The sequence below is a fragment of the Serratia marcescens genome, from assembly GCF_001902635.1.
Taxonomy (GTDB): Bacteria; Pseudomonadota; Gammaproteobacteria; order Enterobacterales; family Enterobacteriaceae; genus Serratia; species Serratia marcescens_F.
This window is the reverse complement of sequence record NZ_MJAO01000003.1, coordinates 184,443-208,897: the sequence shown is the minus strand read 5'-3', so window position 1 is coordinate 208,897 and position 24,455 is coordinate 184,443. Positions and strand designations below refer to the sequence as shown.

Genomic DNA, 24,455 nt, shown 5'->3' with positions numbered 1-24,455 from the left:
GTGCCGTCATGGCGCCCCGCTGTTTTCCGGGCTTTCCAGCGCGGCGGATAGCGTTTAGCATGAATGACGATTTTCCCTCGCCTTTCACGCTGAAACGCGCACCCGTTATCCAGGAGCCACGCCGTATGGGTCAACTGTTACGCCGCCTCGCCGCCTTTCTCGGCCTGATCTCGCCCAAGAGTTACGCCTACCCGGCGCTGGACATCACCCTGCCGGGCGATCGTCGCCTGCATCTGGTGGGCAGTATCCATATGGGCACCGTCGATATGTCGCCGCTGCCGGCCCGACTGGCCGCCCGGCTGCAACAGGCCGACGCGCTGATCGTCGAAGCCGATATCACCGACGCCGCTTCCCCTTTCGACCACGCCGAGCAACAGCCGGAGCTGGAACAACGCCTGTCCGCCGAGGAATTTCAACAGCTGCTGACGCTGTGCCATGAGCTGGGCGCCGATCCGCACGCCTTCGCCACGCTGCCCGGCTGGCAGGTGGCGCTGATGATGCAGGCGCGCCAGGCCCAGCGTCTGGGGCTGCGGGCAGAGTACGGCGTGGACTATCAGCTGCTGCAGGCCGCCAAGGCACAGGACAAACCGGTGATCGAGCTGGAGGGGGCGCAACAGCAGTTGGCGATGCTGGAACAGCTGCCGGAGGGCGGCATCGCGCTGCTGCGCGATACGCTGGAACACTGGCACACCAACGCACGGCTGCTGCAAACCATGGTGAGCTGGTGGCTGGACGCCAAACCGCGCGGCGCGCTGGACACCCTGCCTGCCACTTTCAGCGCCGGGTTGTACGACGTGTTGATGCATCAGCGCAATCGCGACTGGCGGCGTCAGCTGGAGGCGCTGCCGGCCGGTGACTATGTGGTGGCGGTCGGCGCGTTGCACCTGTATGGCGAGGACAATCTGCCGATGATGTTGCAGCCGCAGGGCTAAAAAAGAGGCCAATATCGCTATTGGCCAGTCAAAGAGGAATTTCTTGTATTCTAGTTATACGCATAGCAACCGTGTTAACGGTTACAATAAACAGGGTAGCAACCCGGTGAATATCTTGGCAACCCGCTTTATGTAACAGCCGCTCAGGTTGCCGGGCCGGTTGGATTTTTGTATTTTTAAGACTGATTATCACCCTTTCCCCGCAGGGGACATTTTGGACAAAACATCATGACGCCCGCAGTCGTTCTGCTTGAGAAACAAAAGGTCACCTTCACCCTTCATCCTTATCACCACGACAGCGACGAAACTCATTTCGGCGACGAAGCGGTAAGAAAGCTGGGGCTGGATGCCGATCGGGTCTACAAAACCCTGCTGGTGGCGCTGAACGGCGACGCCAAACACCTGGCGGTGGCGGTCACGCCGGTCGCCACTCAGCTGGATCTGAAAAAGGTCGCCCGCGCCCTCGGCGCCAAAAAGGCCGAAATGGCCGATCCGCAGCTGGCGCAGCGCGTCACCGGCTATCTGGTGGGCGGCATCAGCCCGCTGGGGCAGAAAAAACGGCTGCCGACGGTGATCGACAGCCCGGCGCAAGCGTTCACCACCATCTACGTTTCCGGCGGCAAGCGCGGGCTGGACATCGAGCTGGCCGCCGCCGATCTGTGCCGCCTGCTGGCCGGCAGCTTCGCCGACATCGCCAAACGCGACTGACGCCGCGCTCTCAACGGCACACCACCGTGGCGTCACAGGCCGCCAGCGTCTCCACCAGGCGGTCCTCCAGCGCCTTCACCTCCGCGCCGGGCACCAGATAGTTGTTGCTGATGATGGCGAACGCCAGCGGCCGCCCGGTCGCCGAATCGACATAGCCGCTGAGCGACGACACCCCGGTCAACGAACCGCTCTTGGCGTGGGCGCGCCCCGCCGCCGCGCTCTTCACCATGCGGTTGCTCAGCGTGCCGCCCACCAGCAACCCCGGCTCGCCCGCGACGGGCAAGGCATTGTACCAGTCGGCGAACCACGGCTGTTTTCTGGCCGCCAGCAGCAGCGTCGTCAACTGCTGCGGCGTGATCTGATTCATGCGCGACAGCCCGGAACCGTCTACCTGACGGTACGCGCCGGCCGCGATGCCCTGGCTTTGCACAAACCGGCCAATCGCCTGCAGACCGGCGGCCCAATCCCCTTTGCCCTGCGTCTTGCGGCCCATCGTTTTGGTCAATATCTCGCCGTAGCCGTTGTTGGACACCTTCAGGAAGGTGACGACCAGGCGGGAGAGCGGCGGCGAAGTTTTCTCGGCCAGCAGCCGAGCATCCATAGGGGTGACGCCCTCTGTCGCTTCGCCGCGCAGCGTGATGCCGTGCGCGCGCAGGGCATTTTGCAATAAGGCGCCGACGACGCGGGCCGGTTGATCGACGGTGATCAATCGCGAGCGGGTCTCCGCCTGCGCGGCAATGGTGCCGCTGACCACGATTCGGTTGCTGCCCGGCTGGCGGTCGAACGCCAGCGCGGTGTCGCCGCCGGTGGTGGTGCGGTTGACCAGCGTCACTGCGTCATTGGCGGGATAGAAGCTCACCCGCCCCGGCGTGCCGGCGCGGGCGCCCGGCTGCACCTCCACCTGCACCACGTTGATATCGCCGCCGGGGGTAAAGGCGTAGTTCAGCGCCGAGATCGGCGCGGCGAAGGCGAAGGGTTCATCGTCCCAGCTCCAGCCGGCGCCGAATGGCGTTTGATCGAACGCGCTGGCGTCCAGGATCAGTCGCCCATGAATATGGCGGATGCCGCGCTGCGCCAGCGCGGCGGCGAAGGTGTCGAGATCGTCCGGGTGCAGCGTAGGATCGCCGCTGCCCTGCAGATAGAGATCCCCCTGCAACGTGTCGCCGCGCTGTTTACCGCGGGCCAGCAGCCGGGTGGCAAAACGGTAATCCGCCCCCAGCACGTCGAACGCCGCCAGAGAGGTGAACACCTTCATGTTGGAAGCCGGCGCCAGGCGCTGATCCGCGTGCGCCTGATACAACACTTGGCCGCTGTCGACGTCGCGCACCATCACACCGCTTGATGCCCCAACCAACGCCTGGTTCTGGCCGATGGCCGCCAGCGCCTCGTCGAGAGTTTGTCCATGGCGCGCGCCGGATGACGAACACCCCGCCAGCGCCACAATGGCGGGCAGCAGCCAGCCTGCGGTTTTCAACATGTCATCTTCCTGTTTGCGTTATCAAAACCAAATGGTTGCTCAGGCTACCATTGGAAGGCGGCGACGGCGAGACTTCCAACTTGCTGCGCCAGGCACAACTCGTTACTCAGACACTTTCCGGCAACGCCAAACGGCGTTCGTTGTGTACCACTCGCCACGCCAACAGCAGCACGCAGAGGCTGCAGAGCGACAGCACGGCGCCCAGGTGCTGCGACAGCCCCGCCAGCACCAAGCCACCGCCGAGCATCAGGTAATACATCAGGCCAAGGATAGCGCCGGCGGTGCCGATGCAGTCTTTATAATGGCGCAGCGCACGCGCCAGAATATTGGGAATGGCGATGCCGTACGCCATCACCACCAGCATCATCGGCAGAACAAACCACAAAGTCCCTTCCAGCAGCAGTACCAGCAGGCCGCCGGTCAGCGACAACGCGCAGGCCAGCATCAACAACGCGGGGAACAGCCAGTGTTTGCCGATCAAAAACGTGTTGATCGCCGCGCCGATACCCACCCCGGCCGCCAACACCAAACCGGTATAACCGAACCACTGCGCCGGCAGTTCCAACGCCGAGAAGTGGAATGGCGCCAGCTGGTAATAGCTGAACATGCAAATATTGAACAACGCCACCAACAGCGCACTGAGCCAAATATCCCCGTCCTTGATCATCCTTCCCAGCGTGCCGAAAAATGCATTCCTCACCACCTGCTGCGGACGCGTCTCCGGCAGTTGCCAACCGGCATAGCCCAGCAACAGCGCCGCCAACAGCGCCAAACCGCCAAACACCCCCTGATAGCCCCAGTAGTGGGTCAGCACTGCGCCGCTCAACACGCCAACCGCCGGGCTGATCGCCATGGCGATCCCCATCACCGAGAACATCCGCGCCAATTCATAACCGTCGAAGCGATCGCGAATCACCGTTTGCGTCCCGACCGAACCGACCGCCGCGCCAAAGGCGGCCAGCACCCGCGCCGCCAGCAGCACGCTGAAGCTGCCGCTGAACAGCGCGACGATAGAAGCCAGCAGATAGAGCGTCAGCCCGGCCAAAATGGTTGGGCGGCGCCCGATGACGTCGCACATCCGTCCCCATACCACCACGCCCAACGCAAAGGCAAAAAAGTAACAAGAGAGCGTTTGCGCCGCCATTTCCGCACTCACCCGGAAACCGTGCGCAATGTGCGTCAATGCCGGGCTGTAGATGGTCTCCACCACCTGGGGAAACATCATCATCGACGTCGCCAATGTCAGAGTCAGTTTACGTTGCATAACAGATCCTGTAGCCAAGAATAAGCTGCACACGGTAGCATCGGCTCCCCGGAGACGATTACAATATAAAAGACAATAAATTTACAAAATCGGACATACTATGGCGTGGCTTCAGGCGCAGGACAGTTTTAATCCGGATACGCTCGACAACGGCGTGCTCGGGATCGCCGCCGAACTGGCGCAGCACGACTCGGGCACGCATTGGCATGACAGGGGCCAGTTGCTGTTCTGTCAGCAAGGCAGCATGCGAATCACGCTCAACCAAAGCATCTGCATGCTGCCGCCGGGCAGAGTGGCCTGGATCCCGCCGCAAGTGGCTCACCGCGTTCAGGTCAACGGCGTAGTCGGTTACCGTTCGCTTTATCTCGACGCCGAGCGCTATGCCTGTCTGCCTGCACAACTTGCCGTACTGACAGCCTCGCCGCTGCTGCGCGAAGTGTTGGAGCGCATCGCATTCGCCGCCTTCGACACCGACTGGCAACATGGGCCTTACGCCAATATTCTGGCGGTCTGCCTGGACGAAATCGCCGCCGCGCCGCGCGAACTGACGTTGCTGCCGCTGCCCAGCGATCGGCGCCTGCGCCATCTGGCCAATCTGGACATGCTTCCACCGCTGTACGAGCTATCGCGCTATAGCGGCGCTTCCGAGAAAACCATCAGCCGGATTTTCCGCCGCGAAACCGGCCTCGGTTATCAGCAATGGCGCCAGCAATGGCGGCTGATCAAAGCGATAGAGATGCTGGCCGCAGGGCTGAGCCAATCCGACGTCGCCGGTCGGCTGGCGTTTTCCAGCGACAGCGCCTTCGCCACTTTTTTCAAGAATATGGTGGGGTGCCCGCCGAGGGCGTATATGGAGAGAAGAAAGTAAGGTGCCGGCTAAAACGGCAACGCCAGCAGAACACGCTGATGGAGAGGGGAAAAGCGACGGCGAGAACGGCGCCCCCGCGACAAGCGAGAAACGCCGTTCCGGTACGGTGTTATTTATAAACGATCTCGCCCTTCGGCTCGTAGGCCGCCGCATCCAGCGGCGAGTGCTTCTCGATGTATTGCTTCAGCACCTCGGCGTCGATAAAGCCGGTGTTGACGTAGCTCGGCAGCCCGTCCAGCTTCGGATAACCGTCGCCGCCCAACGCGTTGAAATTCAACGTCGCCATGCGGTAGGTTTTATCCGCCTGCAGCGGTTGGCCGTTGATCTTCACCTCGCTGACGCCCTTGCCGTCCGCCACCAGGCTGACGTTGGCGAACTGAGCGTAGGCGCCGGAATCCGGCTTCATGTTGGCCACCACCGCCAGGTACTGCTCAATCTCGCTGCCTTTCATATCGACATGCACCAGGGTGTTGCCGAACGGCTGCACCTTGAGCACGTTCTTGTAGGTGATATCGCCGCTTTCAATGGAATCGCGCACCCCGCCGCCGCTCATGACGGCGAAGTCGGCGTCGGCACGTTCCATCTGCGCCGCCAACATCACCCGCGCCAGGTTGGTCTGCACGAAGCGCACCTTGCTGCGATCGCCCTCCAGCTTGCCGTTGACGCTGCCGATCTTCACGCTCAGCTGCTCCTTGCCCTTTTCCTGGAACGGCGTCAGCAGCTTCATCATGGTCGGATCTTCCGCGATCTGCCGGGTGTAATACACTCGCTCGCTGGTGCCGTCCGCCTTCTCCACTTTCTTCTTCAGGTTCACCGGGATCAGCTGATAATGCACCAGCTTCAGCTCACCGTTGCGGAATTCGAAATCGGCGCGGCCCACATATTTGCCCCACTCATGCGCCTGCACGATCCAGGTGCCGTTCTGGCGATCCGGCGAGCACGGCGTGCCCGGCACATAGTCCACCTGTTTGCGGTTATCGCCGGCCATGCACACCGGATCCTGCGAATGACCGCCGACGATCATGTCCAGATACCCGGCCGGCAGGCTGCGCGCCATCTCCACGTCGCCCGGCGCGTTGGAGCCGTGTTCGCCGTTGTCGTAGTGCCCCATGTGGGTAGCGGCGATGATCACGTCCGGTTTCTCGTCCTTGCGCAATTGCTCCACCACCTGCTTCGCCTCCGGCGCCGGCACGCGGAACTCGATGTCGGTGAAGTATTCCGGGTTGCCCATTTTCGCGGTGTCATCGGTCGTCAGGCCGATCACCGCGATCTTGATGCCCTGCTTGTCGAACAAGGCGTAAGGCTTAAACAGCCGCTGGCCGGTGCTTTTCTGATAGATGTTGGCGGACAGCAGCGGGAAGGTCGCCCATTTCTCCTGCTGGCGCAGTACGCTCAGCGGGTTGTCAAATTCGTGGTTGCCGATCGCCATCGCGTCGTAACCCACCAGGTTCATGCCGCGGAAGTCCGGCTCGGCGTCCTGCAGATCCGATTCCGGCACGCCGGTGTTGATATCGCCACCGGACAGCAACAACAGGCTGCCGCCCTGCGCCGCCACTTCCTGACGGATGCCGTCCACCAGCGTTTTCTGCGCGCCCAGGCCGTATTCGCCATAATCGTTCTGCCAGAAGTGACCGTGGTGGTCGTTGGTATGCAGAATGGTGATGGCGTAAGTCTTATCCTTTTCCCAGGCACTGGCGGCCCCCGACAGCAAGGTCAGGGAAACGGCCAACGCGCATGCGGTGGTTTTCAGCGAAAAACGCATGGCGGATCTCCGTGTATTAAATGACTTTTATGATGAGGACGAAATTGTAGCGCGAATTAATGACAACTGATTTCAAATTTTTGCGATGTAAGTCTGATTATTTCAGATATGGTAAAAATTGAGCGCCCTGCCTAAGATGTCATCTCTGTGCTCAATAACTTATCAGGCTAATAATAATATGACCGACAGTAGCCAAAGCGCGATGCCGCCCGCCAAGGGCAGTGCGGTGAAGGGAACCGCCTTCTCCATTCTTGGCGCCATCAGCGTGTCTCACCTGCTCAACGATATGATCCAGTCGCTGATCCTGGCGATTTACCCGATCCTGCAAGCCGATTTTCACCTCAGTTTCGTGCAGATCGGCATGATCACCCTCACCTATCAGCTGACGGCTTCACTGCTGCAGCCGCTGATCGGCTATTACACCGACAAACATCCGCAGCCTTACTCGCTGCCGATCGGTATGGGCTTCACCCTGTCCGGTCTGCTGCTGCTGTCGGTGGCCGGCACCTTCCCGCTGGTGCTGCTGGCGGCGGCGCTGGTGGGCACCGGCTCATCGGTCTTCCACCCGGAATCCTCGCGCGTGGCGCGCATGGCCTCCGGCGGGCGGCACGGCCTGGCGCAGTCGCTGTTCCAGGTCGGCGGCAACTTCGGCAGCTCGCTCGGCCCGCTGCTGGCAGCGCTGATCATCGCGCCTTACGGCAAAGGCAACGTCGCCTGGTTCTCGCTGGCGGCGCTGCTGGCGATCGTGGTGTTGCTGCAGGTCAGCAAGTGGTATCAACATCAGCACCGGGCAACTAAAGGGCAGCCAAAAAGCCCGTCGATGCTGAAACCGCTGCCAAAACGTACCGTTGCCTACTCGCTTGGCATCCTGCTGGTGCTGATTTTCTCCAAATACTTCTATCTGGCCAGCATCAGCAGCTATTACACCTTTTATCTGATACATAAGTTCGGCGTTTCGGTGCAGAATGCCCAGATTCACCTGTTCGCCTTTCTGTTCGCGGTGGCGGCCGGAACCATTATCGGCGGACCTCTCGGCGACAAGATCGGGCGTAAATACGTTATTTGGGGCTCTATTCTCGGTGCAGCACCGTTTACCCTTGTTTTACCCTATGCATCCCTGTATTGGACCGGCATTTTGACGGTAATCATCGGGGTTATTCTCGCCTCGGCGTTCTCCGCCATCCTGGTCTACGCGCAGGAGCTGATCCCCGGTAAAGTCGGCATGGTTTCCGGCTTATTCTTCGGTTTTGCTTTCGGTATGGGCGGGTTAGGCGCGGCAGTTCTTGGCTATGTCGCCGATTTGACCAGTATCGAGCTGGTCTACCAAATCTGTGCTTTCCTGCCGCTGATCGGCATTATCACGGCGCTACTGCCCAATATGGAGCATAAAGCGCAATAACCCCGCTGAATGCCCGGATGAAATTATTTATTCATCCGGGTTATCCCACGGATAAACCAATGTTATTTGGCTTATCTGACACAAAATCTCCTCATTGCCGCGCCTTAAGTGAAATCCTCTGCTTTTTTACAAAAAAGGCCAAATTAGCCAAGCAAGCCGCGAACAAATGCAATAAACTAAATGTATCTTTTCGTAACTTTGTTGCGTTTCTCCCGTGCCGCGATGCATAGCCAGAAGGAGTATGGATGCATAATTCAACACCGCTCATCACCACCATCGTCGGAGGGTTAGTACTCGCCTTCCTCCTCGGCATGCTGGCGAACCGCCTGCGCATCTCCCCTCTGGTGGGGTATCTGGCCGCAGGGGTGCTCGCCGGCCCGTTCACCCCCGGTTTCGTCGCCGATACTTCACTGGCGCCGGAACTGGCGGAAATCGGCGTTATCCTGTTGATGTTCGGTGTTGGCCTGCACTTCTCTCTGAAAGACCTCCTCGCAGTAAAATCTATCGCCATTCCCGGCGCCGTGGCGCAAATCGCCGTCGCTACCCTGCTCGGCATGGGGCTGTCCAAGCTGCTCGGCTGGGATCTGATCTCCGGCCTGGTGTTCGGCCTTTGCCTCTCCACCGCCAGCACCGTGGTGCTGCTGCGCGCCCTGGAGGAACGGCAGCTGATCGACAGCCAGCGCGGGCAAATTGCCATCGGCTGGCTGATCGTCGAGGATTTGGCGATGGTGCTGACGCTGGTATTGCTGCCGGCTTTCGGCAATATGCTGGGTAACGATAACGCCAGCAGCGGCCAGTTACTGATGGAGCTGGCGCTGACCATCGGTAAGGTCATCGCCTTCATCGCGCTGATGATCGTGGTCGGCCGCCGCCTGGTGCCGTGGATCCTGTCGAAGACCGCCAGCACCGGTTCACGCGAGCTGTTCACCCTGGCGGTGTTGGCGCTGGCGCTCGGCATCGCCTACGGCGCAGTGAAACTGTTCGACGTCTCCTTCGCGCTGGGCGCTTTCTTCGCCGGTATGGTGCTGAACGAGTCCGAACTGAGCCACCGCGCGGCGCACGACACTCTGCCGCTGCGCGACGCGTTCGCCGTGCTGTTCTTCGTCTCGGTCGGCATGCTGTTCGATCCGATGATCGTGCTCAACGAACCGCTGGCGGTGCTGGCGACGCTGGCGATCATCGTGTTCGGCAAATCCGCCGCCGCGTTCCTGCTGGTGAAAATGTTCGGTCACTCCAAGCGCACCGCGCTGACCATCTCCGCCAGCCTGGCGCAGATCGGCGAGTTCGCCTTTATTCTGGCGGGCCTCGGCATCGCGCTGGGCATGATGTCGGAGCACGGCCGCAATCTGGTGTTGGCCGGCGCCATTCTGTCTATCATGCTCAACCCGCTGTTGTTCACCCTGCTGGAGCGCTATCTGGCCAAAACCGAAACCATCGAAGAGCAAATCCTCGAAGAAGCGGTGGAAGAAGAGAAGCAGATCCCGGTGGAAATGTGCAACCACGCGCTGGTAGTCGGTTACGGCCGCGTCGGCAGCCTGCTGGGCGGCAAACTGGCCGAAGCGGGTATCCCGCTGGTGGTGATCGAGAACTCCCGGCCGCGGGTGGAAGCGCTGCGCGAACAGGGGATCAAGACGGTACTGGGCAACGCCGCCAATCCGGAGGTGATGGACCTGGCGCGGCTCGACTGCGCGCGCTGGCTGTTGCTGACCATTCCGAACGGCTACGAGGCCGGCGAGATCGTCGCCTCGGCGCGCGCCAGACGGCCGAACATCGAGATCATCGCCCGCGCCCATTACGACGACGAGGTGGCCTACATCACCGATCGCGGCGCCAATCAGGTGGTGATGGGCGAGCGAGAGATCGCCAACAGCATGCTGAACATCCTGCAGTTGGATACGCTAAGCGAAGAAGAAAAGCTGGGCGGCTGCCCAATCTGAAGCGCAACGCGCGCACAAAAAAAGGTCCGGCATTGCCGGACCTTTTCTTTTCAGTGGGTTAACGCTCCCAGTAGGACTCTTCCAGACTGTCTTCCCGCTCCGGCAGGCCGCGCGTCAGGCGTGGCGAATGCTGGTTCAACACCTGGTAGCTGACGCGGTTGGCGTATTTGCATACCTGCGCCAATGAGGAGTAGGTCAGGTAACTGCGCACGTGCTTGCTGGAGTTCGGCACGTTGTGGCGGTGGTAGCCGTTGGCGGCGATATCGTGCAGCAACGCCGACAGCGCGCCATCACCGGCGCCGTTGGTGTTCATGATCTTCTCCGGCCCGCCCATATAAGGCGCGATGTGCGAATAGACACGGAACGGATGCTCACAGTGTTCGCGGCGCATGGCGCGGCTGAACTCGTAGCGGTTGAACTCGGCGATATGCCCCGGCAACAGCGGGTGTTGGGTCTGACGCTTGTTGGCTTCTTCGGTATAGCCCGCCATATACAGACCATTCGGCCCGGCGGTGCACAGCACCAAATCCACCCAGTCCAGCGCCATGTCCGACGCGGTCAGCGGATCGCTCAGCCCGGTCAGCTCCAGCGCTTCGTCTTCGTTCATCGCCAGAATCGACACGTTTTCCTTCAGGAAATCGCGCCACCACTGCGGGTTGTCGGCGATCACGTACTTGGTGCCCAGCGTCAGCACCACCGGCACATCGTGCTTTTTGGCGTATTCGATCGCCTGCAGGGTGGCGGCCTTCATCGGCTCCCCTTCCTTACAGCGCACCAGATAAGAGCTCAACACCAGCGCCGATGCGCCGGCGATCACGTCTTCAGGAATGCTTTCCGGGCGCAGCTGGTTCATCTGGCCAGGGTTGATGGCGAAGGTGCGTTCGCCGTTTTCACCGATCAGCGTGAAGCAGCAACCGATGGCCCCATCTACGCCCTGCAGGTAGTTGAGGTCGGTACGGCTGGAGGTATTGCACAGGTAACGATAGGCATAGCTGCCAATTTTCACGTTGCTGCACATCACGCCGAGCAGCACTGAACGGTCGTCCGCCAGCACCGAATAATTGTGCATGGTATTGCCAATGGTGCCGCCGGCGAATTGATGGGTGATCAGGTTTTTTTCATTCAATTCCTGATACAGCGCCGCGGCGACGTCGTCTTCAATCACCAGAGAGTGGCCCAGGCTCAGGCCGTAGCGCTGGACAAAAGCGTCGTCCACCTTCGCCTCGATATCCACCAGCGTCTGGTCGATGCCGACGATATACGAGGTGCTGATTTCACTTTCGGGCTGCGCCTGCTGTAAAAGAGGATCGCGGGCGTTCACCGGAAAATAGTGTTTGGACTTGCGTTTACCAGGAAATTTCATGTGATTGGGGGTGGTGGCGGTTTAACAAGCGGAGAATGTTAACACATTCCCGCCCGATCACGATGATTCTAATTATACCCTAGAGCTTTCGAGTTGCCGCCAACAACGCTGCAGCTGGGAAGATGGCGGGCATGATGTTTAGAGGCGCTGCGCCACCAGCTGCTGCATCATATCGATATGCGCCGGCTCGTCGTTCAGCGCGGAGATGTACTCAAACTTCTCGCCGCCGGCTTTGAGGAAGATCTCGCGGTTCTGCTCTTTGATCTCTTCCAGCGTTTCCAGACAGTCCGCCGAGAAACCGGGGCAGATCAGCTGAATGTGCTTCACGCCCTGCGCCGGCAGCCCTTTCAGGGTTTCATCGGTGTATGGCGTCAGCCACGGCTCGCGGCCGAAGCGCGATTGGTACGTCATCATTACCCGGTCCGGCGCCAGCGGCAACCTGGCGCTCAGCGCGCGCAGCGTATCTTCGCAGCGCTGCGGGTAGTCATCGCCCAGCCGCGCGTAGCGTTTGGGGATGCCGTGGAACGACAGCACCAGCCGGTCCGGCTGGCCATGTTCGGCGAACGAACGCTCCACGCTTTGCTGCAGCGCGGCGATATAAGCCGGATGTTCGGCGTAATCGCGAATGAAAGCCACCGAAGGCAAGCGGCGATAGCCTTTCAGCACCCGTGCTACGCCATCCCACACCGCTGCGCTGGTAGAACAGGAATATTGCGGATAGAGCGGCAGCACCACTAGGTTGGTCACGCCCTGCGCCAGCAGTTTATCGATGGCTTCCGCCAGGCTCGGCGAACCATAACTCATGCCCAGCTCCACCGGTGTGTGCGGCATACGCGCCGCCAGCGCCCGCTGTTGGCGGCGGCTGTACACCAGCAGCGGCGAGCCCTCCTCCATCCATACCGACTGATACAGCTTCGCCACGCGCGGCGAACGGATCGGCAAGATCGCGCCGTTGAGGATCGGCCACCAGATCAGCGGCGCCGTGTCGACCACGCGATCGTCACTGAGGAATTCCTTCAGATAGCGTTTGACCGCCGACGAGGTCGGCGCATCTGGCGTGCCCAGGTTCACCAGCAATACGCCGTGTTTCTCTTGCTTCATCTCAGTTCCCCTCATTTCCTTTCCGGCCGGCATTCCATTCTGGGTCGGGATGTCAGCAGCCATTAATGCCGGCTATTGTAACGGAAAAGTCCTGCGTCGAAACCGATAACAGCAACAGGCTACGCCTGTGGGCCTTCCCTTTGCGCCAGTCGCCACACCGCCGCCACGTTGCGCGCCGTCACCTGCAGATTGCGATCGGCATCCGCCAGCGCTTCTTCCAGCGTCACGATGCGGTCGAGCACCGAAAACGCCGCATCGATGCCGTGTTGATGCACCACCTGGTAATCCGGCGTCAGGCTGCCGGCGATGGCGATCACCGGCACGCCGTAACGTTTGGCTACCCGCGCCACGCCGATCGGGGTTTTGCCGTGGATCGACTGGCTGTCCAGCCGCCCTTCGCCGGTGATCACCAGATCGGCATCGCGCACCGCCTCATCCAGGCGCAGGGTTTCGGTGACGATCTCGATGCCCGGCCGCAAGCGCGCGCTGAGCATGCCGAGCAGCGCCGCCCCCATGCCGCCCGCCGCACCCGCGCCCTGCTGGGTGAGCACGGCGCGGCCGGTTTCCCGTTCCAGCAGCTCGCCATAGTGATGCAGCGCCGCATCGAGCTGCGCCACCATCTCCGGCGTCGCCCCCTTCTGCGGCCCGAACACCGCCGAGGCGCCCTTTTCGCCGCACAGCGGGTTATCAACGTCGCAGGCGGCGGTTACGCTCACCCGTTGCCAACGCGCATCCAGCCCGGCGAGATCGAGATGCGCCAGCTGCGCCAGGGCCGCCCCGCCCACCGGCAGCGGCCGGCGATCCTTATCCAGCAACTTCACGCCCAGCGCCTGCATCATCCCGGCGCCGCCGTCGTTGGTGGCACTGCCACCGATGCCGAGAATGATCGCCTTCACGCCGCGTTCCAACGCCGCCAGCATCAATTCGCCGGTGCCGTAACTGGTGGTGATGCGCGGATCGCGCCGGCCGGGCGGCGCCAGGTGCAGCCCTGAGGCGGCGGCCATTTCAATCACCGCGGTTTCGCCGTCGCCCAGCAGGCCATAGAACCCCTGCACCGGCTCCCCCAGCGGCCCGGTGACCGTCACCGGGACGATCTCGCCGCCGGTGGCCGCCACCATCGACTCCACCGTGCCTTCGCCGCCATCCGCCATCGGCAGCTTCACGTAGTGCGCCTGCGGATAAATTTGGCGGAATCCCCGCTCGATGGCGTCGGCGACGCCGAGCGCGCTCAGGCTCTCTTTGAAAGAATCCGGGGCAATAACCACTTTTTTCAGCGTTTTCATCACTGTTCCTTATCCCGCCAGGTTAAATACGCCAAACATCAGCGCCGAGATTGCCGCGATGGTGAATCCCACCAGCGTTTCATACGGCAGCAGCTTCAGCCGCTCGTGCACCGCCATATTGACGCTGCCGCCGGTGGCGTGGAAGAAGCTGCCGTGCGGCAGGTGATCCAGCACCGTGGCGCCCGCATGGATCATCGCCGCGCCGGCCAACCCGCTCACGCCCAGCTCGAGCAGCGTAGAGCTGAACACCCCGGAAGCCACGGCGGTGCCGGCGGTGGTCGACGCAGTCGCCATCGACATCAGCGCACCGGACAGCGGCGCCAACAGCCAGGCCGGCAGCCCGGTGTGCGTTAAGCCGCTAATCAAGACATCCTTCAGCGCCGAGTTGGCGATAATGCCCGCCAGCGTGCCGGTGCCGAGCAACATGATCGCCACCGGCGCCATGCGCGACAGGCCGGAGACCATAAACTGATTGCACTGGCGGATGCGCCCCATCAGCAGCGCGCCCGCCAACCCGCCGGCCGGCAACGCGATCAGCGGATCGACGGCGATACCGGCGATCGGCCGCAGCGACAGCAGCAGGATCGCCACCAGCGGCGCGCTGATCGCCGCAGCGAAGCCCGGTCGCGCCCCTTCGGCATGTTGGGTCAGCTCTTCGGCCATCACTTTGCCGCCTTTATCGCTCAGGCGACGCGCCAGCAGATAGGCCACCACCAGGCCGCACAGCCCCGGCACGATGCCGGCCATCATCACCGAGGTGAGCGGCACGTGGAAGTTATCCGCCGCCGCGATGGTGTTCGGGTTGGGCGACATCACGTTGCCGGCCTTGCCGCCGCCGACCATCGCCAGCAAGATCGCCGCACGTGAAATGCCGGCCTTCTGGGCGATCGACAGTGCGATCGGCGCGACGGTGATCACCGCCACGTCGATAAATACCCCCACCGCCGTCAGGATCAGTGTAGCCACCGCCAGCGCCAGCAGCGCGCGGGTTTCGCCCACCTTGCGCACGATGGTTTCGGCGATGGTGTGCGCCGCGCCGGATTCGATCAGCACCCCGGCCAGCACCCCCGCCGCCAGAATGCGCATCACGGCGTTGGTGATGCCCTGCGCCCCGCCGATCATCAGCGTCACGGTCTGCACCAGGTCGGCGCCGCCGCACAGCCCGCCCGCCAACGCGCCGGCGATCATGCCGTAAGCCGGTGGCACCTTGCGTAAAATCAGGACGATGGCGACGGCTAACGCCACCAGCGCCCCCAGAGTGGATACGGTTGTCATTGTTGTTTTCTCCGTGGTTGATGTGCAGGCCAACATATCCCGCACACCCGGCATTGGCCTGAGGGGAAACAACAAAAAATCGCCGGGAGAACGGCGCGAAATTTGTGGGTTGGCACAACTCAGTCGTGCATCAGCATGCCGATATACAACCGCAGAGCGTCGGTTAATTGATTGATTTTCATGCCGGTTATCGCTTCGATGCGCTGCAGGCGATAGCGCAGGGTATTGACGTGAATATGCAGCTGCGCGGCGGTCTGCGTCTGATCACAATTCTGCGAAAAATAGTGGCGCAGCGTGCCGCGCAGCACGCCTTTTTCATCCTGCTCGCCCAGCGTCCGCCAGGGATGCCCCAGCTCCTGCGCGCGCCAGTCCTCCCCCAGATCGCACAACAGCGAAGGCAGCGGGTAGTCGTGGTAAAACAGCGTGGCGTGACGCAGCTTGAGGCGCAGCGCCATCGCCTGGGTGGCGCGCGCCGTCAGGCTGGAGCGGTAGGCGCTTTGCGGATCGTCATAAAAGCCGCCGACGATCAGCCGCACCCGGAAGCGGTGTTTGAGCTGGTTTTGCAAGCGCTGCGCCTGTTGACGCTCCAGCTTCAGGCTCCACTCGCCCTGCGCCATACAGGCCGGGCGCAGCAGGGTCATTTCATTGAAGCCGGTAATGGCGATCAACGCGTCGCGCTGGGTGGCCTCCAGCTCCGCCAGCAGCTCGCGCAGCAGATGCGGCTGCGCCTCTTGCAGTTCGACGATCCACACGATGCGCGCCTGGCGCAGATCCAATCCCAGATACGCCGCCATCGCCTCGAGCGATGCCGTGTTCGGCTGCGGCTGCAGCAGCTGGTTCGCCAGCTCTTCCCGGTAGCGTTTTTCCCACTGGTGCTGATCCAGCAGCGCCGCCTGCTCCACCATCATCTCCGCCGCCATTTTCACCAGCTCGGCGTAGGCGCGCACCTCGGCCGGTTCGCCGGAGATGCCGATCACTCCCACCCGCTGATTGCGAAAGCTGAACGGCAGATTGATGCCGGGCCGCACGCCCTTCAGGTGCTCGGCGGTGGCACGATCGATTTCCACCACCCGATTCTCCGCCAGCGCCAGCACGGCGCCCTCATGGCGCTGGAACAGACGCTGCGGGTTGCCGGAGGCGATGATCACGCCGTTGCTGTCCATCACGTTGACGGAATGGCTGATGATGCCCATCGCCCGCTGGACGATCTGGCGTGCGGTGGCTTCCGCCAGAAGATTGGTTTGTCTGAACATGCCCGGCTCCCTGCTGAGGGTTAAAACGCAGGCCTGTTATACGCCATTTGGCGCAGGCGATTAACGGTCACGGCCGCAACAAGCCGCTGCGATCACAATTTGGCGGGAAAACGGCAAAAAAAACGCCGGGCTTGAGGCCCGGCGTCATGCACAGCGTTACGCGATCAACCGAGGATGGTCGCCAGCTCTGCGCTCACTTCGGCGACCTTGCGGGTGCCGTCGATTTTGCGGTATTGGGTGTTGCCCGCTGCCGCTTCTTTGCTGTAGTAAGAGATCAGCGGCGCGGTCATCTGATGGTATTCCACCAGGCGCTTGCGCACGGTCTCTTCCTGATCGTCCTTGCGCGTGGTCAGCTCTTCGCCGGTCACGTCGTCTTTGCCTTCCACCTGCGGCGGATTGAACTTCACGTGGTATACGCGGCCGGACGGCGCGTGCACGCGGCGGCCAACGATACGGTCAACGATCAGCTCGTCCGGCACGTCGAACTCCAGCACGAAGTCCACGTTGATGCCGGCTTCTTTCATCGCGTCAGCCTGCGGAATGGTGCGTGGGAAACCGTCCAGCAGGAAGCCCTTGCGGCAATCTTCCTGAGCGATGCGCTCTTTGACCAGCGCGATCACCAGCTCATCGGTCACCAGCTTGCCGGCGTCCATGATCTCTTTCGCCTGCTTGCCCAGTTCACTGCCGGCCTTCACGGCTGCGCGCAACATATCACCGGTGGAGATTTGCGGAATGCCGTATTTCTCCATGATGAATTGAGCCTGAGTACCTTTACCAGCGCCCGGAGCGCCCAGCAGAATGATACGCATTGCGTAAATCCCCTTGCTATGTAGTTTTTATAAAATTGCGAAAACGCTCAACGATACCATTTCAGGGGGGGCAGGCTCAAGGCGCGCGAAGGAAATCGATTGCGGAATGTGCAAAAAAACGGATGAGCAAAAGGCGAGAAAATGCGGGGAAAAATCGAAATTGCGCCCCTAACGGTGCCGTTAAGGGCGCATATCTTCAGCTTTAGGCGGACAGCAACTTATTCATGCGACGGATGAACAGGTTTGGATCCTCCAGCGTGCCGCGTTCAGCCAGCAGCGCCTGATCCAATAACAGGTCGATCCATTCGGCGAAATGTTCGTTATCGCCCACGTCGGATGCGCGTTTGACCAGCGCATGCGCCGGATTAAGCTCGAAAATGTACTTCACTTCCGGCGCCTGCTGGCCGGCGGCGGCGAACAGCTTGGCCATCTGGGTGCTCATTTCGTCAGCGTCGGTCACCACAATCGCCGGCGTATCGGTCAGACGGTGCGTCAGACGCACATCCTTCACGCGCTCGCCCAGCAGGGTTTTCACGCGATCGATGAACGGCTCCAGCTGCTTCTCGGCGGCCTTCTGCTCTTCGGTTTCGTCCGCCAGCTTATCCAGCGTTTCATCCGCTTTGCTGACCGATTGGAACGGCTTGCCGTCGAACTCGGTGAGGTAGCTCATCATCCACTCGTCGATGCGATCGGACAACAACAGCACTTCGATGCCTTTCTTGCGGAACAACTCCAGGTGCGGGCTGCTCTTGGCGGCGGCATAGCTGTCGGCGGTGATGTAGTAAATCTTCTCCTGCCCTTCCGCCATTCGGCCGACGTACTCTTCCAACGACACGGTTTGTGCCGAGCTGTCGCCATGCGTGGAGGCAAAGCGCAGCAGTTTGGCGATCGCTTCCTGATTGCCGTTGTCTTCCGCCGGGCCCTCTTTCAGTACCAGACCGAACTGCTGCCAGAATTTCTGGTAGCCTTCGGCGTCGTCTTTGGCCAGCTTATCCAGCATCTGCAGCACGCGTTTGGTCAGCGCGCCGCGCAGGTTTTGCGTCACGCGGCTGTCTTGCAGGATCTCGCGCGACACGTTCAGCGGCAGATCGTTGGAATCGATCAGGCCACGCACGAAGCGCAGGTAGTTCGGCATGAACTGCTCGGCGTCGTCCATGATGAACACGCGCTGCACGTACAGCTTCAGGCCGTGTTTGTGATCGCGGTTCCACATGTCCCACGGCGCCTGCGCCGGGATATACAGCAGGCTGGTGTACTCCTGCTTGCCTTCCACCCGGTTGTGACTCCAGCTCAGCGGGTCGGTGAAGTCGTGGGCGATATGTTTGTAGAACTCTTTGTACTCTTCGTCGGTCACGTCAGCCTTGCTGCGGGTCCACAGGGCCTGCGCCTTGTTGATCTTCTCCCAGGTGACGGTGTCGTCTTCTTCGTTCTTGCTTTCGATCTCCACCGGCAATGCGATGTGATCGGAATATTTGCCGATCACCGAGCGCAGGCGCCAGGCGTCGAGGTACTCATCTTCGCCTTCGCGCAGATGCAGGGTGATTTCGGTGCCGCGGGTCTCTTTGGTGATGTCGGCGATGGTGTAGTCGCCTTCACCGGCGGATTCCCAGAACACGCCTTCGTCATCGGCGGCGCCGGCGGCGCGGGTGCGCACGGTCACTTTGTCCGCCACGATGAACGCCGAGTAGAAACCGACGCCGAACTGGCCGATCAGCTGGCTGTCTTTCGCCTGGTCGGAACCGATGGATTCCAGGAACGCTTTGGTGCCTGACTTGGCGATGGTGCCGAGGTTTTCGATCACTTCTTCGCGGCGCATGCCGATGCCGTTGTCGGCGATGGTCAGAGTGCGCTGCTCTTTATCGAAGGACAACCGTACGCGCAGCTCGCCGTCGCCGGCGTACAGCTCTGGTGCAGACAGGGCGCGGAAGCGCAGCTTGTCGGCGGCGTCAGAGGCGTTAGAAATCAGCTCGCGCAGGAAAATTTCTTTGTTGGAGTACAGCGAATGGATCATCAAATGAAGCAGCTGTTTTACTTCAGACTGGAACCCGCGGGTTTCTTGACCTTTCATACTCATTGATTACCTCAAAAGACAATGGCTACCAAAATCGAACAATGAGGATCAGATGAGGGTCAGGGTATTGTTTTTCAAGCGGACGGCGGGAAATTTTTGGCAAAAAACAGCGGGGCCAGGCAGCCCCGCTGGGAAAACATCAGAACTTGATGGCGTGACGCCCGGCCAGCGAGTGCGACAGCGTGGTGCCGTCAACCATCTCCAGCTCGCCGCCCACCGGCACGCCGTGGGCGATGCGGCTGGCAAGCACGCCATACTGGCCGCACATCTCGGCGATGTAGTTGGCGGTCGCCTCCCCTTCCACCGTCGGGTTGGTGGCGAGGATCACTTCGGTGATGCTTTCCTTTTCCAGCCGTTGCTCCAGGCGATCCAGACCGATATCGCCCGGCCCGATGCCGTCCAGCGGCGACAGATGGCCCATCAGCACAAAGTAGCGCCCGGCGAATTGGCCGGTCTGCTCGATGGCGTGGATGTCCGCCGGGCTTTCCACCACGCAAATCTGGCCGTTTTGCTGACGGCGCGGATTAGTGCAGATGGTGCAGACGTCCTGCTCGGTGAAGGTACGGCAGTCGGCGCAGTGGCCGATTTCCGACATCGCGCGCGTCAACGCCTGCGCCAGACGCATACCGCCGCTGCGATCGCGCTGCAGCAGCTGAAACGCCATGCGCTGCGCCGATTTCGGGCCGACGCCCGGCAGGCAGCGCAACGCCTCCATCAGGGATTCAAGGAGCGGGCTGGTTTGCATCAGAACGGCATCTTGAAGCCAGGCGGCAACTGCATGCCGCTGGAGACGGAGGCCATTTTCTCTTTCTGGGTCTCTTCGATGCGGCGCGCGGCGTCGTTAAACGCGGCGGCGATCAGATCTTCCAGCATCTCTTTGTCGTCTTCCATCAGGCTAGGATCGATCTCCACGCGGCGGCAGTTGTGCGCGCCGTTGATGGTGACTTTCACCAGGCCCGCGCCAGATTCGCCAGTCACTTCCAATTTGGCGACTTCTTCCTGCATCTGCTGCATTTTTTCTTGCATTTGCTGGGCTTGCTTCATCAGGTTGCCCAGACCGCCTTTACCAAACATAGTCGTCTCTCGTCGCTAGGGCCGCGCACGTCGCGCAGCGTTTAAAGGGGGCGAATACTCTCTTCATCCAGATCTGCGTCGAAGAACCGGCACAGCGTCTGAATATGGGTATCCGCAACGATGGACTGGCGCGCCTGCGCCAGTTTTTCTTCATAGATGGCTTGTCGCCATTCCAGCGGGGTGCGTTCCGCCGGATTATCGTCCTCCACCACGGTCAGCTCGATCGGGTTGCCATACAGCTCACCGAGCGCTTCTGCCAGCGTCTTCTGCGCCGAAGGCGAATTCAGATGGCGCTGCGAAGACCGCAGATGGAGGCAAATCTTGCCCGCTTCCGGCTGCTGCTTGAAGGCGTTCAACGCCAGCTGCTGCACCAGTTTCGGGATCTTCAGCTTATCGATTTCTGCCGCCCAGGCATCGCGCTCCAGCGACTCCACCACCAGCTTGGCAGCCAACTCCGGCGTTTTCTCGTGCTCCAACGCCGTGCGCAGCGCTTTCGGCGTCGCCAGCGGCTCCGGCGCCGCTTCCGGCTCGGTCTGCGCACGCCAGCGATAGGCTTCCGGCTTGGCCGGTTTTTCCGGCACTTTCTTCTCCGCCAGGCGTTGCTGGCTGCGCTCGGTCACGGAAGCCAAACGCCCCAGCGCCGAGTTTGCCGGCCGCGCTATTCCTGGCGCCGCCGGCTCATTCTTTTTTGGTGTGGATGCTCCCTGCTGCCGTTGCAGCTGGGACCGCGCTTTCAACAGCTGGGCGGTGGCATCCGGTAACGGGGTCGATGATTGTCGCTGCGGTGCGGCCGGTTGCCCTAGCGGCGGCGGCGCGTCCTGAAACGGCGCTGGCTGTTGCGATGCGGCGGCCTGCGGCTGCGCCATCGGCGCCGGCGCGGTCTGCACCAGTGCCACCGGCTCAGGGATCACCGCTTTCGGGTGAAACGCCAGCGCGCGCAACAGGGTCATCTCAACCCCCATGCGGCGATCCGGCGCATAGGCCAACTCCTTGCGGCCCACCAACAGCGTCTGGTAATAGAGTTGCACGTCAGCCGGCGGCAGAGTACGCGCCAGCTCGCGTAGCCGTTGTTCCACGGCGGCGTAGTGGTTGTCGAGCATCGAAGGCAGCAGCTGCACCATCGCGACGCGGTGCAGCAACGCCAGCGTCTCCACCAGCAGATTTTCCCAGTCCACGCCGCGCGAGGCGGCCTGCGCCACCTGTGCCATCACCTTTTCGCCGTCGGCACTGACCAGCGCTTCGAGGATCGCCAGCGGCTGTTCGTCATCGAGCGTGCCGAGCATCTGGCTGACGGTGGCGGCAGTCACCTGCCCCTGCCCCATGGCGATCGCCTGATCGGTCAGGCTCAGCGCGTCGCGCATGCTGCCATCGGCGGCGCGCGCCAGCAGCTGCAGCGCGCGGGCATCGCTGGTGATCTGCTCCGCCGTCAGCACCGTTTCCAGCTGCTGACGGATCTGATCGACGTCCAGCGCTTTGAGGTGGAACTGCAGACAGCGGGAAAGGATGGTCACCGGCAATTTTTGCGGATCGGTGGTGGCCAACAGGAATTTGACGTGCGACGGCGGCTCTTCCAGCGTCTTCAGCAACGCGTTAAAGCTGTGACGCGAGAGCATGTGCACTTCATCGATCAGGTAGACCTTGAAGCGGCCGCGCGCCGGCGCGTACTGGACGTTATCCAGCAGATCGCGGGTATCTTCCACCTTGGTTCGGGAAGCGGCGTCTATCTCGATCAGATCGACGAAGCGCCCCTGCTCGATCTCGCGGCAGTTGTCGCATTGGCCGCACGGCGTGGCGGTGATGCCGGTTTCACAGTTCAGGCCTTTGGCCAGCAGGCGCGCGATGGTGGTTTTCCCCACGCCGCGCGTGCCTGAGAACAGATAGGCGTGATGGATCCGCCCCAGCGAGAGGCCGTTGGCCAGCGCGGTCAGGACATGTTCCTGGCCGACCACGTCTGCGAACGTTTGAGGGCGCCACTTACGGGCGAGAACCTGATAGCTCATTAATACCGGAAAAGTCGAGTAATCTGGAGGGTCATGCTAACACAGCCCCGCGGCGATCCGCGAGGCCGTTGTGCCCATGGGGCGATGCCGCATCAATGGCCGGCGAAGTCCACCAGGCAGTAGCAATCGATGCCCAGCTTGTTCAGACGCGTTTCCCCGCCCAGATCAGGCAGGTTGATGATGAACGCGGCGTCTTTCACTTCACCGCCCAGACGGCGGATCAGTTTGGTGGTCGCTTCGATGGTGCCGCCGGTCGCCAGCAGATCGTCCACCACCAGCACTTTATCGCCTGCGGTGATGGCGTCGGTGTGGATCTCCAGCTTGTCGGTGCCGTACTCCAGCTCATAGCTTTCGCTGAGCGTAGCGCGCGGCAGTTTGCCCGGCTTGCGCACCGGCACGAAACCGACGCCCAACGCCAGCGCGACGGGCGCACCGAACAGGAAACCACGCGCTTCGGTACCCACCACCTTGGTCACGCCCACTTCGCGATAGCGCTCAACCAGCAGCTCGATGCTGGCGGCGTAAGCCAACGGATTTTCCAGCATGCTGGTCACGTCGCGGAACAGGATGCCCGGCTTCGGATAATCCGGGATGGTTTTGATACTGTCTTTAATAAACTGAAGCTGCTGCGCAGTAGCGGTCATAATTGTTGCCTGATAAAACTGCCTGAAAACCGGCGCGCCGCTCACCCGCCGCCCCCGGGTGAAACACACCGGAGAGGAAATGGCAGACGATCCGCGCACGAAAACGCCCAAATCTATGCAAACTGGCGAAAGAATGCAACTCTCCCCTGCATCTTGAAAGCGATTGGGGAGTTTAAGGTACGATCAGCGCTGTTTTTGTTGCGACAGATCAACAACCGGCAGGCGTAGCATAAAGGTCAGCAAAATGGCCAGCATCAGCAGCAACAGCCCGCGCACCCACCAGATTTTCACCAACCACAGCGAGCAGGCGAAGGTGATCACAATCACCAGCACCGCCTTCCACTTCGCCCCCGGTGGCAGCGCGCGATGCTGCTGCCAGTGGCGCAGGTACGGGCCGAACCAGGAACGGTACAGCAGCCAGTGATGAAAGCGCGGCGAAGAGCGGGCGAAACACCAGGCGGCCAACAGCAGGAACGGCGTGGTCGGCAGCAGCGGCAGCACCACGCCCAACGTCGCCAGCACCACCGCCAGCCAGCCCAAAATGATCAATACCCCACGCATCATGCGGTTCTTCGCTCCTCAATCGCTTGCCGCCTACTGTAGCACCGGCGGAATATGCGTGCAGCGCTTGTTTCACGATGGGATCGCGGGCAAGCTTACGCCTGTTGAAATCAAGAGGGAGCTTATGTGAGCACTCAGCGTCTATTACAGGTGTTGGCACAGCAGATCGCGGCGCTGGCGGCCGAAGTGACCCCGCGCGGCGATGTTCCGATCCCGCAGGCGCGCTTCGACGCCGCCCTGTTCGCCAACCACGGCACGCGGCTGCGCGATTACCTGGCCGAGGTGGAGAAGAACTTCGCCCAGCTGCAAAGCGCCGCCAACGACAGCCGCACCAGCCAGGTGGCCTTTCTGGCCGAAAAACTGGTGGCCCAGATCGCCGCCCTGCAGCGCGAGTTGGCGACGCAGGCGCTGCGGCGCAAGAACCAACCGAAAGAAGCCCCTGAGGTCGATTTGTACCACAAGCTGGCCGAGCATCAGGACTACGAACGCCGGCTGATCGCCATGATCCAGGATCGGGAAAGCTTGCTCGGGCGCCAGACCACATTGGCGGCACAGCAAAAGCTGCAGCACGAACTGGCGGCGCTGGAGGGGCGGCTGATGCGTTGCCGCCTGGCGCTGGCGCGCATCGAGCGCAATATCGAACGCAAAGAAAACGGTTTTTGAAGATTTATCAC

General features: G+C 61.6%; 21 protein-coding genes and 1 other annotated feature. Of the genes, 6 read left to right on the top strand and 15 right to left on the bottom strand.

From position 1 onward, the window contains the following. Nucleotides 1-125 precede the first annotated feature (125 nt). Together BHU62_RS04120 and ybaK are read left to right on the top strand one after the other, a co-directional pair. Complete coding sequence (locus BHU62_RS04120) at nt 126-932, top strand: TraB/GumN family protein (protein WP_073529284.1); 807 nt, start codon at nt 126-128, stop codon at nt 930-932. 228 nt (nt 933-1,160) lie between these two features. After that, complete coding sequence (ybaK, locus tag BHU62_RS04115) at nt 1,161-1,640, top strand: Cys-tRNA(Pro)/Cys-tRNA(Cys) deacylase YbaK (protein WP_073529283.1); 480 nt, start codon at nt 1,161-1,163, stop codon at nt 1,638-1,640. A 10-nt stretch (nt 1,641-1,650) separates the two neighbouring features. Here the strand turns inward: ybaK and dacB are convergent, their stop codons facing one another. Together dacB and BHU62_RS04105 are read right to left on the bottom strand one after the other, a co-directional pair. Next, a complete protein-coding gene (dacB, locus tag BHU62_RS04110; protein WP_073529282.1) occupies nt 1,651-3,117 on the bottom strand; it encodes a D-alanyl-D-alanine carboxypeptidase/D-alanyl-D-alanine-endopeptidase in 1,467 nt (488 codons plus the stop codon). A 106-nt stretch (nt 3,118-3,223) separates the two neighbouring features. Next, nucleotides 3,224-4,381 (bottom strand): multidrug effflux MFS transporter, encoded by a 1,158-nt coding sequence (locus BHU62_RS04105; RefSeq protein ID WP_073529281.1) that lies wholly within the window; start codon nt 4,379-4,381, stop codon nt 3,224-3,226. A 100-nt stretch (nt 4,382-4,481) separates the two neighbouring features. Here BHU62_RS04105 and BHU62_RS04100 point away from each other — a divergent pair, with 100 nt between their 5' ends. After that, the gene (locus tag BHU62_RS04100; protein WP_073529280.1) at nt 4,482-5,249 is read left to right on the top strand and encodes an AraC family transcriptional regulator; all 768 of its coding nucleotides are present in this window, start codon (nt 4,482-4,484) and stop codon (nt 5,247-5,249) included. Between the two features lie 109 nt (nt 5,250-5,358). Here the strand turns inward: BHU62_RS04100 and ushA are convergent, their stop codons facing one another. Continuing rightward, nucleotides 5,359-7,011: a bifunctional UDP-sugar hydrolase/5'-nucleotidase UshA gene (gene ushA / locus BHU62_RS04095; protein WP_073529279.1), complete on the bottom strand. Its 1,653-nt coding sequence runs from the start codon at nt 7,009-7,011 to the stop codon at nt 5,359-5,361. Nucleotides 7,012-7,189: 178 nt separating this feature from the next. On the opposite strand from ushA, the gene BHU62_RS04090 reads away from it, so the two are divergent. Both BHU62_RS04090 and ybaL read left to right on the top strand, forming a co-directional pair. Continuing rightward, the gene (locus BHU62_RS04090) at nt 7,190-8,410 is read left to right on the top strand and encodes an MFS transporter (protein ID WP_073529278.1); all 1,221 of its coding nucleotides are present in this window, start codon (nt 7,190-7,192) and stop codon (nt 8,408-8,410) included. A 245-nt stretch (nt 8,411-8,655) separates the two neighbouring features. After that, nucleotides 8,656-10,347, top strand: a complete 1,692-nt coding sequence (gene ybaL, locus BHU62_RS04085; protein ID WP_073529277.1) for a YbaL family putative K(+) efflux transporter — start codon at nt 8,656-8,658, stop codon at nt 10,345-10,347. Nucleotides 10,348-10,405: 58 nt separating this feature from the next. On the opposite strand, the gene BHU62_RS04080 is transcribed toward ybaL, so the two are convergent. From BHU62_RS04080 to BHU62_RS04025, 12 genes are all read right to left on the bottom strand, one after another. Next, nucleotides 10,406-11,710 carry an inosine/guanosine kinase gene (locus tag BHU62_RS04080; RefSeq protein WP_073529276.1) on the bottom strand — a complete coding sequence of 435 codons (1,305 nt, stop codon included), beginning with the start codon at nt 11,708-11,710 and terminating at the stop codon, nt 10,406-10,408. Between the two features lie 138 nt (nt 11,711-11,848). Next, nucleotides 11,849-12,811 (bottom strand): ferrochelatase, encoded by a 963-nt coding sequence (hemH, locus tag BHU62_RS04075; protein ID WP_139282246.1) that lies wholly within the window; start codon nt 12,809-12,811, stop codon nt 11,849-11,851. A gap of 119 nt (nt 12,812-12,930) precedes the next feature. After that, nucleotides 12,931-14,094 (bottom strand): glycerate kinase, encoded by a 1,164-nt coding sequence (locus BHU62_RS04070; protein ID WP_073529274.1) that lies wholly within the window; start codon nt 14,092-14,094, stop codon nt 12,931-12,933. 9 nt (nt 14,095-14,103) lie between these two features. Next, on the bottom strand, nt 14,104-15,369 hold the full coding sequence (locus BHU62_RS04065) for a GntP family permease (RefSeq protein ID WP_073529273.1): 1,266 nt from the start codon (nt 15,367-15,369) through the stop codon (nt 14,104-14,106). 119 nt (nt 15,370-15,488) lie between these two features. Further along, the gene (locus BHU62_RS04060) at nt 15,489-16,622 is read right to left on the bottom strand and encodes a sugar diacid recognition domain-containing protein (protein ID WP_073529272.1); all 1,134 of its coding nucleotides are present in this window, start codon (nt 16,620-16,622) and stop codon (nt 15,489-15,491) included. Nucleotides 16,623-16,786: 164 nt separating this feature from the next. Beyond that, complete coding sequence (gene adk, locus BHU62_RS04055; protein WP_004940261.1) at nt 16,787-17,431, bottom strand: adenylate kinase; 645 nt, start codon at nt 17,429-17,431, stop codon at nt 16,787-16,789. A 202-nt stretch (nt 17,432-17,633) separates the two neighbouring features. Beyond that, the gene (gene htpG / locus BHU62_RS04050) at nt 17,634-19,499 is read right to left on the bottom strand and encodes a molecular chaperone HtpG (RefSeq protein WP_073529271.1); all 1,866 of its coding nucleotides are present in this window, start codon (nt 19,497-19,499) and stop codon (nt 17,634-17,636) included. A 142-nt stretch (nt 19,500-19,641) separates the two neighbouring features. Further along, nucleotides 19,642-20,247 carry a recombination mediator RecR gene (recR, locus tag BHU62_RS04045; RefSeq protein ID WP_073529270.1) on the bottom strand — a complete coding sequence of 202 codons (606 nt, stop codon included), beginning with the start codon at nt 20,245-20,247 and terminating at the stop codon, nt 19,642-19,644. After that, nucleotides 20,247-20,576, bottom strand: a complete 330-nt coding sequence (locus BHU62_RS04040; protein WP_004940264.1) for a YbaB/EbfC family nucleoid-associated protein — start codon at nt 20,574-20,576, stop codon at nt 20,247-20,249. The genes recR and BHU62_RS04040 overlap by 1 nt, the downstream gene beginning before the upstream one ends. A 41-nt stretch (nt 20,577-20,617) precedes the next feature. Then, nucleotides 20,618-22,576 (bottom strand): DNA polymerase III subunit gamma/tau, encoded by a 1,959-nt coding sequence (gene dnaX / locus BHU62_RS04035; protein WP_073529269.1) that lies wholly within the window; start codon nt 22,574-22,576, stop codon nt 20,618-20,620. After that, nucleotides 21,221-21,285 (bottom strand) — a sequence feature (DnaX frameshifting element). It overlaps the preceding gene by 65 nt. 92 nt (nt 22,577-22,668) lie before the next feature. Then, nucleotides 22,669-23,220: an adenine phosphoribosyltransferase gene (gene apt, locus BHU62_RS04030; protein ID WP_073529268.1), complete on the bottom strand. Its 552-nt coding sequence runs from the start codon at nt 23,218-23,220 to the stop codon at nt 22,669-22,671. Nucleotides 23,221-23,403: 183 nt separating this feature from the next. Continuing rightward, nucleotides 23,404-23,784 carry a DUF454 family protein gene (locus BHU62_RS04025; RefSeq protein ID WP_073529267.1) on the bottom strand — a complete coding sequence of 127 codons (381 nt, stop codon included), beginning with the start codon at nt 23,782-23,784 and terminating at the stop codon, nt 23,404-23,406. 123 nt (nt 23,785-23,907) lie between these two features. Between BHU62_RS04025 and priC the strand changes: the two genes are divergently transcribed. Continuing rightward, nucleotides 23,908-24,444, top strand: a complete 537-nt coding sequence (gene priC, locus BHU62_RS04020) for a primosomal replication protein PriC (protein ID WP_073529266.1) — start codon at nt 23,908-23,910, stop codon at nt 24,442-24,444. Nucleotides 24,445-24,455: the final 11 nt, after the last annotated feature.